Source organism: Paracoccus onubensis (genome assembly GCF_003591515.1).
In the GTDB taxonomy this organism is placed as follows: Bacteria; Pseudomonadota; Alphaproteobacteria; order Rhodobacterales; family Rhodobacteraceae; genus Paracoccus; species Paracoccus onubensis.
The window spans coordinates 41,585-54,232 of sequence record NZ_QZCG01000014.1; the positions used below are offsets into that span (position 1 = coordinate 41,585).

A 12,648-nucleotide genomic window follows, 5' to 3' on the forward strand; every position below is an offset into this window, starting at 1 on the left:
ATGCGCGCCGTTCGCCTTCACGCCACACAGGATCTGCGCTTCGAACATATCGATCCGCCACGCGCTCCGGAACGGGACGAGGCCACCCTGTCCGTCACGGCTGCCGGTATCTGCGGTTCGGATCTGCATAATTATCTGACCGGCGCATGGATTACCCGTGCGCCATCCGTCGCCGGGCATGAGTTCACCGGAATCGTGACCCGGACCGGCGAGGCCGTTGACCATGTCGCTGCGGGTGATCGCGTCATCGTCGACAGCCGGCATATCTGTGGCACCTGCCCCGCCTGTCTGGATGGTACCGGACAGGTTTGCGAGTCGCTTGGCTTTCTGGGCGAGATGATCGATGGCGGTTTCGCCGAGGCGGTCACCCTGCCGGCGCGCAATCTCCTCAAGGCTCCGGATGCCGTGCCGGACCGTCATCTGGCGCTGGCCGAGCCGCTGGCCGTGGCGCTGCACGCGCTTAACCTGCTTGACGCGCCCGCCGGGGCCGAGATCGTAGTTACCGGCGCGGGTCCGATCGGCGGGTTCGTTACGCTTCTGGCCCGGCGCAGCGGGCATCCGGTGGCGATCCTCGACCGCAACGGACAACGTGCCGATCTTGTGGCGCAGGCCACCGGAGCGCGGGTTGTCACGCCTGATCGGTTAGCCAATATGCGTTTCCGGCACGTGGTCGAAACCACCGGAAGTCAGCATGTGATCCGCGCTATGCTCGGCAATATTGCCGGGGCGAGTCGTGTCGCGCTTGTCGGGATCGGCATGCCCGCCGGGATCATTGATCCGGTGCATCTCGTCGAACGTGAAATCGCCGTCATGGGCTGCCACGCCTTCGGCAATGAGTTGGAAGAGATCCGCGATCTTCTGCCGGAACTCAGCCCCCGGCTCGATCCGTTCATTGCCGCGCAGATCCCGCTTGAAGACGTGCCAAATGCCTATACCCGTCTTGCCGCCGGCAACGCGGACGGCATCAAGACGATTATCATCTGTGGGAACAACCATGCCGATTGATCCGCCCCCTGCATCTCGCCCTTCCGCATCCCGCACCGCCGCAATTCGCGAGACGGCCCGCAAGGATGTCACCCGTGCCGAGACCATGCTGACCGATTTCATATCGACGATTTTCGACATTCCGGTATCGGGATTGCAGATCAATCTGGATCAATATTCCCTTAATTCCCTGAACGGGTTCTTTGGGTCCGACGGGCAGGAATTCTTCTTCAAATTCCATCAGGAGGAAGGCGAAGAGGAAATGACCGGCGAATATTACCGCGCGGATATTCTGTCGCGCGCCGGTCTTCCCGTGGATCAGCCGGTTTTCCTTTCGACGCTGCCGGGTGAACAATTGCTGGTTTACAAACGCCGTTCCGACCCGCGCTTTTCCGACATCCTTTTCGCACTTGATCAATCCGATGACGAAACCGCCATCGATCTGGCAGTTCAGGCCGAAAAGGCCCTGAACGACAGGATCCTGAAGGTTGCAAAGGCCACCCTGACCCCGGCCACGCCGGATCAGGCCGCAGCCGAGCCAATACACCGCCTGTTCCACGAACGCCTGATCGATCCGCGTGACGGCCGATACCCGGGCGGACGTCTTGCCTCTTTCTATATCGGCAAGAAATTCTGTTTTCCCGGTCAGGTCGAACTCGGATGGGATCAGATCAGCCGGGCGCGACCGGTGATCAACGGTGTCGCGTATCGCCGAAGCCTGTCCGAAATGTTCGATCTTGCCCATGAACGCTATGCGCCCCGAAACATGGGCGATGCTGGCGGCATCGTCGCGCATGGCGATGCGCATAACGCGAATATCTGGTACCAGCGCGGCGATAACGGCCCCGCTCTGGCCTTCTTCGATCCCGCCTTCGCGGGCGACAAGGTTCCCTCGCTGCTGGCCGAGGTGAAATCGACCTTCCACAATATCTTCGCACATCCGTTCTGGCTGTATAATCCCGAGATGGCCCAAGAACGATACCGGGCCTCGGTACAGTATCGGGACGACATGCTGTGCATCGATACCGATTGGCAGCCAAGCCGGGTGCGTCTTCGCCTGCTGGATGCCAAGGCCACGCATTTCTGGAAACCTTGGCTCAGGACATTATCCGACAAAGGCATGTTGCCTGATGACTGGGAAGACGTGATTCGAATCGGCCTGTTCCTGTCGCCGACGCTTGTCATGAACCTTGTCGCGGGGTCTGACGGCGACCGGCACAATCCCGTGTCATCCGCAATCGGTCTGTCCGTCGCCCTTGCGGCAGGCTCGAATCCGGTTTCGGGAAGCGATCTCTTCACCTCGTTTTTTCAAAAAATAAGTCCCTGATATATAAAACTTTCAAAGATACCCATCCGGCGGCTTCCGGCCGCGGGACCGAAGGGAGAAACTTCATTTGATTGACTAGTATGGAAGTATGGAATAAGGGAAACGAGGGAGCATATCATGGACCAGATCCGCATCAATGTTTCGGGAAATTCGACAGCGCAGCAGGTTTACAACTGGCTGCACGGGCTGATTTTGCGAGGCGTTCTGGAGCCGGGGGCACGTCTCAGCGAAACCGAGATCGCCCAGCAGGCGGGCGTCAGCCGACAGCCCGTGCGCGAGGCATTCATCCGCCTGACCGCAACCGGGCTGGCCGAAGTCCGACCGCAGCGCGGCACCTTCATCGGACGGATCTCGGTCAAGGCAGTGTTATCCGCCCGCCTGATCCGCGAAGCTGTGGAAAGCGACCTGATCCGCATGCTTTCGGCAAATGCTGGCACGGACGTGCTGAACCGGCTGGAACAGCAACTTGTTGCGCAGCGCAAAGCAAGCAAGGCGCAGGATGTCGAGACATTCATCACTCTGGACGACCAGTTCCACCACGATCTTGCGGTAGCCGCCGGACATGGCGATGTCTGGGATGTGCTGGAAGGTCTGAAATCGCAGATGAACCGGCTGCGCCATATCACGGCGCGAGTCTTTGACCATCAGAAACTGATCGAACAGCACGAGGCTATTGTCGAAAGCCTGCATCGTGGTGATGGCGAGGCCGCCGAACAGGCCATGCGAAGCCATCTGCGCGAGGTATTGAACGACCTGCCCGCGATCACGAAAGCCAAACCCGAATTCTTTACGGACTGACTATCAGGAGGAGCAATCATGAAACTGAATCGTCGTCATTTTACTGCATTGGCCGGTGCCAGCCTGCTGGCCACCCCGGCAATCCGCGCCGCGTATGGTGCCGAAGTCACGCTGAAACTGGGCCATCTGGCGAATGAGCAGAACAGCTGGCACAAGGCATCGCTGAAATTCGGGGAAGAACTCGCGAAACTGACCGATGGCCGGATCGAGGTACAGGTTTTCCCGAATGAATCACTTGGCAAGGAGATCGACCTGATCAACGGCATGCAGCTTGGCACCGCCGATATGACGATCACTGGCGAAAGCCTTCAGAACTGGTCGCCGATGGCCGCGCTGCTGGCGATTCCCTACGCCTATGACTCGCTGGAATATATGGATGAGGTCGCCTCGGGCGATATCGGAACGCAGATCCGCGAAGATATTCTGGCCAAAGCCCAGATCCGCCCGATCGCCTATTTCGCGCGCGGTCCGCGCAACCTGACCTCGAATCGTGAAATCGTGACACCTGACGATCTGGACGGGTTGAAGCTGCGGGTGCCGAATGTACCCCTGTTCGTCAAGACATGGGAGGCGCTTGGCGCCCGGCCCACGCCGATGGCCTTCGGCGAGGTGTTCACCTCGCTGCAGAACGGCACGCTCGACGCACAGGAGAACCCGCTTGCACTGATCGAGTCGGCGAATATCAACGAGGTGCAGAAATTCGTCAACAAGACGGAACATGTCCGTTCATGGATTTATCTGACCATCTCCGAGATGACATGGGGCCGGCTATCCGCCGAGGATCAAGAGGCCGTGACACAGGCCGCCGAAACCGCGCAGACCCTTGAGCGCGAATTGTTCCTTGAGGATGAAGAGCGTCTGGCCGCCAGCCTGCAGGAGAAAGGCATGACATTCATCGACAGCGACAAGGCCGCCTTTGCCGCCAAGTCGAAGGATGCGGTGCTTGCCAATGTCGGAGAAGAGATCAAACCGATGGTGGAAGAGTTTTTCGCCGTTCAGGGCTGATTTGCGAAGCCGGGGGTCTGCCGCTGCCGGCTGGTTCCTGAACCGGCAGCCCGGCCGCCGGCGGCCCCGGAGGATATTTGAATGAAGAAGATGCAGGCCGGATCAGGTGCCGCACCATGATCGCAGAAGGTGACACATGAACAGGTTAAGCCAACATATACGAACGCTTTTGCGGGTCGGAACAGGGATTTCCTTTCTGGTCCTGATCATCGCAGTCGCCATTCAGGTGACCGCGCGCAATTTCGGCACATCGCCGGTCTGGACCGAGGAACTGGCGCGATACGCCCTGCTGTATCTCGCCGGTTTCGGAACCGGGCTTGCGCTGCTGACGGGCGATCTGGTCAATGTCGATCTGGTCAGTGAAAGCCTTCCGGGGCGGTTTCCGTGGTTGCTGCGCTTCATATCGGCATTGCTGGTTCTGCCCTTCTGCCTGCTGCTTGTTCTTCCAGCCTGGAAATTCACGAGTATCGGCGCGATGCAGACCTCGCCCGCCATGGGGCTTCCGATGAATTACGTGCATGGCAGCATATTGCTGCTGCTGGTCGTGCTGGCTTTCGCAGCTCTGGCCCGGTGCATCGAGATGCTGACCGGCGCAAGCGACGGCCGACCTGAAAATCTGTCTGGAGAAATCGAATGAGCCTGGCGATTCTTGGCCTTGTGTTTGTCCTGGGTCTGCTGATCGGGATACCGGTGGCGGTGACGCTGGGGCTGTCTTCGATGGCCTATCTGCTGGTGAACGGCATGCCTCTGGTGGTCATCCCACAGAAAATGTTCGCGGGCATGGACAGCTTTGTCCTGCTGTGCATTCCCGGCTTCATCCTTGCGGGAAATCTGATGAATGGCGGCGGGATTACCGGGCGGATCATCCGCTTCGCGCAGGCCATGGTCGGCTGGATCCGGGGCGGGCTGGCGCAAACCAATGTCGCCTCGTCGATGCTGTTCGGGGGAATTTCGGGCACGGCGGTCGCCGATGCCGCCTCGATCGGGGGGATGATGATCCCCGGCATGAAAAGGGCCGGCTATCCGGGCGATTTCTCGGCTGCGGTCACGGCAGCCTCCAGCACGGTGGGTCCGATCATTCCGCCCTCGGTGCCGATGATCATCGTCGGTTCACTATCCGGGATCTCGGTCGGGAAGATGTTCATCGCGGGGGCGATACCCGGTTTGCTGCTGGGTGGCGCGATGATGGTAACGACATGGATCATCGCTGTGCGCCGCGATTTCCCCCGGCAGGCATGGCAAGGCTGGCGCGAACTTTGGCTGGCCTTTCTGGGGGCATTCTGGGCCCTGGCGATGACTGCACTGATCGTCGGCGGGATGCTGTCGGGTTATGTCACCCCGACCGAGACCGCCATCGTCGCCTCGCTTTACGCGGTAGTTGTGGGAATGTTCATTTACCGCGAGCTGCCGCTGCGCAAGATCCCCGGCATCCTGATCGACAGCGCCGTCGGATCGGCGGGCATCCTTGCCCTTGTCGGCACCGCCAATGTCTTCGGCTGGATTCTGGTCAGCGAACAGATCCCGCAGATGATCGCCGGGGCGGTCCTGTCGGTCACCGACAACAAGCTCCTCGTGATCCTGCTGATCAATATCGTGCTGCTGCTCGTCGGCATGTTCATGGAGACGATCGCCGCATTGATCATCCTTTTCGTGCCGTTGCTGACTCTGGCGACAGGAGTCGGGGTCGATCCGCTGCATTTCGCGGTCTTTATGGTGCTGAACCTGATGATCGGGCTGACCACGCCCCCGGTCGGAGTCTGCCTGTTCATCTGCGCCAATATCGCCCGGCTTCCGCTTGCCCCTGTCATCCGGGCACTGCTACCTTATCTGGCGACGAATATCGTCGTGCTGCTGCTGGTTTCCTATATCCCGGCGATCAGCACCTGGCTGCCCTCACTGATGGACTGAAGCAATATGACCGACTACGCCTGCCGCCTTCATGCGGCGCATGATCTGCGCGTCGAACAGGCTCCGGAAATCGCGCCGTCCGAGGGAGCGGCGATCATCCGCGTCGCGCGCGGCGGGATCTGCGGATCGGATCTGCATTATTATCACCATGGCGGATTTGGCGCCGTGCGTGTGCGCGAACCGATCATTCTGGGGCATGAGGCCGCAGGGGTGGTCGAATCCGCGCCCGAAGGCTCGGGCCTTAAGCCCGGGCAGTTGGTGGCGCTGTCGCCTTCGCGCCCCTGTGGGACATGCGCGTTCTGCCGGGCGGGCCAGGAGCGGCATTGCCTGGAGATGCGCTTCAGCGGTTCAGCCATGCGGCTGCCGCATGAGAACGGGCTGTTCCGTAGCCGGCTCGCCCATCCCGCAACGCAATGCGTGCCCCTGCCTGAAAACATCACCGCCGAGGCGGCGGCAGGGGCCGAACCGCTGGCCGTCTGCCTTCATGCCTTATCCGTCGCGCCTTCGCTTGAGGGGCGGCGGGTCCTGATCACCGGCGCGGGACCGATCGGCGCGATCTGCACCGCCCTTGCCCGGCTGCGCGGCGCGGCAGAGATCATCGTGACCGACGTGCAGGATTTCACGCTGCGTATCGCGGAAAAGCTGGGCGCGGACCGGGTGGTCAATGTCGCCGAGACACCTGACGGGTTGCAGGATTACGGCACCGGCAAGGGCCGGATCGATGTGGTTCTGGAATGTTCGGCCAATCAGCATGCCATTGCGCAGGCCGTCGCCCTGCTGCGACCACAGGGCACGATGGTGCAGATCGGCGTGGGCGGGGATACACCCCTTCCGCTGAACCTGATCGTCAGCAAGGAGTTGCGTCTTGTCGGAACGCATCGCTTCGACAGGGAATTCGCCGATGCCGTGCGCATGATCGGCGCGGGCGAGATCGACCTGTCGCCGATCGTGACGCAGGTGCTGCCCGCGCGCGAGGCGGTGCGGGCCTTTGATCTTGCCGGGGACCGCATGCAGGCGGTCAAGGTGCAACTCGATTTCGAAGGTTAAGGCCGGGGGCTTTGCGCCCCCGGACCCCCTGCAAGGTATTTCAACAAAGAAGAAGGGCGGCCTGCGGTAGGGTCGCTCAGTCCGCTCAGGAGAACGAGATGAGGCATACATGGCGATGGTTTGGTCCGAATGATCTGGTTTCGGTCGATGACATGATGCAGGCCGGGGTGCGGGGCGTGGTAACCGCGCTGCATCACGTTCCGACCGGCGCGATCTGGACACCCGAAGAGATCGCGCTGCGGCAGGAACAGATCTCGGTCATGAAGGGCGGTGCGGCTTCCGGCCTGAAATGGGAGGTGGTCGAAAGCCTTCCGGTCAGCGAGTCGATCAAGACGCAAAGCGGCGACTGGCGGGCGCATATATCCAGCTGGATCGCCTCGATGCGGAACCTGCGGGATGCGGGGATCGAGGTGATCTGCTATAATTTCATGCCGGTGCTGGACTGGACCCGCACCGATCTTGCCTGGCGGCGGCCGAATGGCGCGACCTGCATGCGCTTCGATTTCATTGATTTCGCCGCATTCGACATTCACATCCTTCAGCGAAAAGGCGCGGAACAGGATTTTCCCGCAGAGATCCGCGCAGAGGCCGCGCGCCGTTTCGCGGAAATGAGCGAGGCGCGGCGCGCGCAGTTGGCCGATAATGTGGTCTGCGGTCTGCCCGGCGCGGCAGAGCATTTTTCCTTGCAGGATGTGCGGGACCTTCTGGAAAGCTATGCGCCGGTCACGGATAAGGTCCTGCGCCGGAATTTTAACGATTTTCTGGAACAGGTGGCGCCGGTCGCACAGGATATCGGCGTCCGGCTGTGCTGTCATCCCGACGATCCGCCATTCGGGCTTCTGGGCCTGCCCCGCGTCATGTCGACAGAGGCGGATTATGCCGAGCGCATGGCGGCGGTCGATCTGTCCGCGAACGGGATCACGCTTTGCGCGGGCTCGCTTGGCGCGCGCCCCGATAACGATCTGGTCGGGATGATGGAGCGGTTCGGCGCACGGGTTCATTTCGCGCATCTGCGCAATGTCCGGCGGGACAGCGACGCGATCCGCGGCTCGTTCTTCGAGGATGAACATCTTGGCGGGCAGACGGATATGGTGGCGCTGGTCGCCTCGATCCTGCGCGAGGAAGAGCGGCGGCGGAAAGCGGGACGCGAGGATGTCCTGATCCCGATCAGGCCGGATCACGGACAGGATATCCTTGACGATCTGGGGCGAGGAGGTCAGCCGGGTTATCCCGCGATCGGGCGTCTCAAGGGGCTGGCAGAGCTTCGCGGGGTCGAAATGGCCCTGAGCCATGCCGCCATCCGGCAGGGCTAGAGCAGCATCCAGTTAATCAGGTTCAGGCGCGAGTTGCGTCTCGCGATCGCCGGGGGCACTGCCCCGTCGCCGGCTGGTCTCTCGGACCAGTGGCGCGACCTGCCGGCGACCCCAGAGGTATTTGCGCAAAGAAGAAATGGGCCGGGGTAACTTCGATCACGCGCAAACTGCTCTAGATATCTCAGCCAAGCGTGCCCAGCGGACCGGGCAGCCGTTCCTCCGACAACATGACATTTGCCTCGACCTGCCCGACCCCGGGCAGGGTCATGATGCGGCGGCGCAGAATACGCTCGAAATCGCTGATGTCCCGGGCGATGATCCGCAGGCGATAATCGAACTGCCCCAGCACATGCTGGACCGTCTGCACCTCGGGGATGGCGGTGACGGCGCGTTCGAATTCATCCAGCGAGGTGCGCCCCTTGGCAGCAAGGCGCACGCCCAGAAAAACCGTCACGCCAAAGCCCAGCGCGGCGTTGTCCACCACCACGCGCCGCCCGCCGAGAATACCCGATTCGCGCAGTTTGCGGATCCGCCGCCATGCCGCCGATTGCCCGATACCGACACTGCGTCCGATCTCGGCCGCGCTGCGGGTCGCGTCTGCCGCAAGAATGCGCAGGATCGCCAGATCGGTCTGGTCCAGCCCGCTCATAGCGCCAGTTCCGCGCTGTCCTTGATGGTCGAGACCAGCATCAGGGCATCGCTGTCGGAAACATGCGGCAGGGTCAGGATCCGGGCGCGGTAGATCTGCTGCCAATGGGCCATATCGCGGGCGATCACCGACAGGCGGAGATCGACGCTGCCCAGGAATGTCTGGATTTCGGTGACTTCCGGTACCTCGCGCGCGGCGGCGATGAATTCATCGAAGGCCCGGGGATCGGTCTTGTCCAGGGTGAAGCGCAGGCTGACCTCGACCTCCCAGCCGAGGGCGCGCCAATCGACACGGTTCTGAATCGCCGGGATCACGCCCGCCTCGCGCATCCGCTCAAGCCGCCGCCACAGGCTTGCTGTGGTCACGCCCGCCCGCCGGGCCAGAACGGCATTCGATGCATCCGGATCGGCAAGCAGATGTCGCAATATGCGCCGATCACTCATATCAGGCATGAATTTTTCCAATAACTCACCTGCAGGGCATGAAAATTATCTCAAAATGACATAATCCGAGAAAAATGAACATCCCTTCCGACGCTCTGGATCTATAACCCGATCATCAGACAGGAAAGGACCAGATATGCGCGTTTACTATGATCGCGATTGCGATGTGAACCTGATCAAGGACAAGAAGGTGGCGATCCTCGGCTATGGCAGCCAGGGACATGCCCATGCGCTTAACCTGCGTGACAGCGGCGCGAAGAATGTCGTGATCGCTTTGCGCGAAGGCAGCCCCTCGGCGGCCAAGGCCGAAGCGGAAGGGCTGAAGGTGATGGGCATCGCCGAGGCCGCCGCCTGGTGCGACCTGATCATGTTCACCATGCCGGATGAATTGCAGGCGGAAACCTACCGCAAACATGTCCATGACAATCTGCGCGAAGGTGCTGCGATTGCCTTCGCCCACGGCCTGAACGTGCATTTCGGCCTGATCGAGCCGAAACCCGGCGTGGACGTCATCATGATGGCCCCGAAAGGCCCCGGTCACACCGTGCGCGGCGAATATGTCAAGGGCGGCGGCGTGCCCTGCCTTGTGGCCGTGCATAACGATGCATCGGGCAAGGCGATGGATCTTGGCCTGTCCTATTGCTCGGCTATCGGCGGCGGGCGCTCGGGCATCATCGAGACGAATTTCCGCGAGGAATGCGAAACCGACCTGTTCGGCGAGCAGGCAGTTCTGTGCGGCGGACTTGTCGAACTGATCCGCATGGGCTTCGAGACGCTGGTCGAAGCCGGGTACGAGCCGGAAATGGCCTATTTCGAGTGCCTGCACGAGGTCAAGCTGATCGTCGATCTGATCTATGAGGGCGGCATCGCCAACATGAACTATTCGATCTCGAACACCGCCGAATATGGTGAATATGTCAGCGGCCCGCGCATCCTGCCCTATGACGAGACCAAGGCCCGGATGAAAGCGGTTCTGAAGGACATCCAGTCCGGCAAGTTCGTCCGCGACTTTATGCAGGAAAACAGCGTCGGGCAGCCGATGTTCAAGGCGACACGCCGTATCAATGACGAGCATCAGATCGAACAGGTCGGCGCGAAACTGCGTGAAATGATGCCCTGGATCAGCAAGGGCAAGATGGTTGACCGCAGCCGCAACTGATCACTGAAAAGGGGGCCACGGCCCCCTTTTTCCCGCTATCGCCAAGCTGCGACAACCGCCTGCAGCTACCAGCGAAGCAGCGACCTGCCTGCAATCGCGCCGAGCGCGGCGACGATCAGTATTCCCAGACTGTACCAGATCAGAAAGAACAGCGGCTCATCCTCATTGCAATGCAGGGCATAGACCGCCGCAGCGAATCCCCCCACGGCCAGACCTGTACAGGCCCCGCTCAACCCGGGCGCGGGGCTTGCCCCGTCCTGCAATACCCAAAGCGCGGTTCCCAGAGGCAGGATCGAGATGCCGACAATCGCGGTCAGGCAAACAAAGCGCGAGTTCCCCCACATATCCGGCATAAGCTGATCGGCAGGCGTTCCCATGATCGACAACAGCAGCCACAGAACCGCCCCCATTCCGACCGCAAGCGCCATCCACAGAATGGGAACCCGCCAGGTGACCGGGCGGGACAAGGCTATCGCGGCAAGCAGCGCCGGTATCGCGATACCAAGCGGCAACAGCCATTTCATCGCGGTGACGGGCGCAGTCATGGCTTGCAGCAAATCGTCGCGGACACCCAGTATCAGCAAGGCGATGGCCGCCGCCGCCAGCAACCACAGCCCTGACATTCCCATGACGCGCGGCGAGATCGGGCGCGGCGGCGTATCGTCAAAGGCAAGCACAGAGACCAGTTGATCAGTATTCATAGCCCCTCCTCCCGGCGGATCGCGGCAAGGCGTTTCAACGCGCGGTGCAGCGCCACGCGCAGCGCCCCCGGGGCAAGCCCGAGACGGCGGCCGCATTCGTCATTCCCATGCCCGTCCAGCGCAAGGCAGCGCAGCAATGCCGCGTCACGTTCCGGCAGACGATCGATCAGCGTTTCGGCGTCACGGCTTTCCATCGGATCGATATCTGGTTCGGGCTGGGGCAAATCGGCGAATGCCTCGACCGGCATGGAAATTTCCCGGCCGCTCCGGCGAAAAGCATCCACGATCTTGTGCCGCGCGATCGCATAGACCCATGGCCGCAACGGCAATTCTGGTTTCCAGGTTCCCCGCTTCAGGTGAATTGCCATCAATGTGTCCTGCACGACATCCTCACACCAGTCCATACCCATCCCGGATGCCCGCGACCGGACGATCCCGCGCAGCACCGGCACCATTTCCGACAGCAGATGCCGATATGCCGCGGCATCGCCATGCAGGGACGCCCGCATCATCTCCGACCAGTCGGATTTATCTGCTGACGCGGTTTTATCGTCCTGCATCTGTCAAACCTACGTTGCCTGTATGGAAATCGTTACACGCCGCCCGGTGAAAATGGCAATATTCACAATCAGTTTACGCGATTCCGCCGAAACCGGGCGATGGCTATCACCCGTGCGAACCGCCCTAAGAGGCATTCCGTCGCACCAGTTTGACCGATTTCTGCACCAGAAGCTTGCGGCGCAAAGGCGACAGGTGATCGACGTAAAGGCGCCCGTTCAGATGGTCGATCTGATGCTGCACGCTGGTCGCCCAGAGCCCGATGAAGTCCCGCTCTTCCATTTCCCCGGCATCGTTCATGAAACGCGTCGTAACCGCCCGGGGCCGCTCGATCCGGGCGAAAACGCCGGGCAGATTCGGGCTGGCCTCGTCGTGGCTACGCAGCTTCACGCTGGCATGCAGGATCTCGGGATTGGCCATCCGCACCGCTTCCCGACGGGTCTGCGACGCGTCCACGACCGCAAGCCGCAGCATGATCCCGATCTGCGGCGCGGCCAGCCCGACTCCGGGCATCGCCTCCATCGTCTCGATCATGTCGTCCCAGATCATCCGCACCGTCTCGGTCACCGCCTCGACCGGTCCGGCCGGAATATGCAGGCGGCGATCCGAATATGGCAGGAAGGCCCGGACCGTCACGCCCCGCGCCCGCCATCGACCTCGGAAAGCGTCCGCTTCTTCTTTGTCCAAATATCTCGGGGTCCGGGGCAGAGCCCCGGCCTGCGCGGGACGCAATCCCACTGCATCCCGGCGGATTTC

Annotated in this window: 14 protein-coding genes; 9 read left to right on the top strand and 5 right to left on the bottom strand. The window is 61.5% G+C overall.

Annotation, left to right across the window (positions count from 1 at the left end):
* From D3P04_RS18495 to uxuA, 8 genes are all read left to right on the top strand, one after another.
* Entirely contained in the window at nt 1-1,005 is a 1,005-nt protein-coding gene (locus D3P04_RS18495; RefSeq protein WP_119751355.1) for a zinc-dependent alcohol dehydrogenase, read from the top strand.
* Complete coding sequence (locus D3P04_RS18500; protein WP_119751356.1) at nt 995-2,311, top strand: hypothetical protein; 1,317 nt, start codon at nt 995-997, stop codon at nt 2,309-2,311. The genes D3P04_RS18495 and D3P04_RS18500 overlap by 11 nt, the downstream gene beginning before the upstream one ends.
* A gap of 117 nt (nt 2,312-2,428) precedes the next feature.
* Nucleotides 2,429-3,109 (top strand): GntR family transcriptional regulator, encoded by a 681-nt coding sequence (locus D3P04_RS18505; protein WP_119751357.1) that lies wholly within the window; start codon nt 2,429-2,431, stop codon nt 3,107-3,109.
* 18 nt (nt 3,110-3,127) lie between these two features.
* A complete protein-coding gene (locus tag D3P04_RS18510) occupies nt 3,128-4,114 on the top strand; it encodes a TRAP transporter substrate-binding protein (protein ID WP_119751358.1) in 987 nt (328 codons plus the stop codon).
* 136 nt (nt 4,115-4,250) lie between these two features.
* The gene (locus tag D3P04_RS18515) at nt 4,251-4,751 is read left to right on the top strand and encodes a TRAP transporter small permease (RefSeq protein WP_119751359.1); all 501 of its coding nucleotides are present in this window, start codon (nt 4,251-4,253) and stop codon (nt 4,749-4,751) included.
* On the top strand, nt 4,748-6,022 hold the full coding sequence (locus tag D3P04_RS18520) for a TRAP transporter large permease (RefSeq protein ID WP_119751360.1): 1,275 nt from the start codon (nt 4,748-4,750) through the stop codon (nt 6,020-6,022). The genes D3P04_RS18515 and D3P04_RS18520 overlap by 4 nt, the downstream gene beginning before the upstream one ends.
* Nucleotides 6,023-6,028: 6 nt before the next feature.
* A complete protein-coding gene (locus D3P04_RS18525; protein ID WP_119751361.1) occupies nt 6,029-7,069 on the top strand; it encodes an L-idonate 5-dehydrogenase in 1,041 nt (346 codons plus the stop codon).
* A gap of 98 nt (nt 7,070-7,167) precedes the next feature.
* Nucleotides 7,168-8,382, top strand: coding sequence for a mannonate dehydratase (gene uxuA / locus D3P04_RS18530; RefSeq protein ID WP_119751362.1), 1,215 nt, complete (start codon nt 7,168-7,170; stop codon nt 8,380-8,382).
* Nucleotides 8,383-8,563: 181 nt separating this feature from the next.
* On the opposite strand, the gene D3P04_RS18535 is transcribed toward uxuA, so the two are convergent.
* Nucleotides 8,564-9,031, bottom strand: a complete 468-nt coding sequence (locus D3P04_RS18535; RefSeq protein WP_119751363.1) for an Lrp/AsnC family transcriptional regulator — start codon at nt 9,029-9,031, stop codon at nt 8,564-8,566.
* A complete protein-coding gene (locus D3P04_RS18540) occupies nt 9,028-9,483 on the bottom strand; it encodes an Lrp/AsnC family transcriptional regulator (protein ID WP_119751451.1) in 456 nt (151 codons plus the stop codon). Before D3P04_RS18540 ends, D3P04_RS18535 begins: the two co-directional genes overlap by 4 nt.
* Before the next feature lie 127 nt (nt 9,484-9,610).
* Here D3P04_RS18540 and ilvC point away from each other — a divergent pair, with 127 nt between their 5' ends.
* Complete coding sequence (gene ilvC, locus D3P04_RS18545) at nt 9,611-10,633, top strand: ketol-acid reductoisomerase (RefSeq protein WP_119751364.1); 1,023 nt, start codon at nt 9,611-9,613, stop codon at nt 10,631-10,633.
* A 65-nt stretch (nt 10,634-10,698) separates the two neighbouring features.
* Here ilvC and D3P04_RS18550 read toward each other — a convergent pair whose 3' ends face one another.
* The 3 genes from D3P04_RS18550 to def all read right to left on the bottom strand — a co-directional run bounded on the left by D3P04_RS18550 (nt 10,699) and on the right by def (nt 12,528).
* Nucleotides 10,699-11,334: an NrsF family protein gene (locus tag D3P04_RS18550; protein ID WP_182912931.1), complete on the bottom strand. Its 636-nt coding sequence runs from the start codon at nt 11,332-11,334 to the stop codon at nt 10,699-10,701.
* Entirely contained in the window at nt 11,331-11,894 is a 564-nt protein-coding gene (locus tag D3P04_RS18555; RefSeq protein WP_119751366.1) for a sigma-70 family RNA polymerase sigma factor, read from the bottom strand. The genes D3P04_RS18550 and D3P04_RS18555 overlap by 4 nt, the downstream gene beginning before the upstream one ends.
* 124 nt (nt 11,895-12,018) lie before the next feature.
* The gene (def, locus tag D3P04_RS18560) at nt 12,019-12,528 is read right to left on the bottom strand and encodes a peptide deformylase (RefSeq protein WP_119751452.1); all 510 of its coding nucleotides are present in this window, start codon (nt 12,526-12,528) and stop codon (nt 12,019-12,021) included.
* Nucleotides 12,529-12,648: the final 120 nt, after the last annotated feature.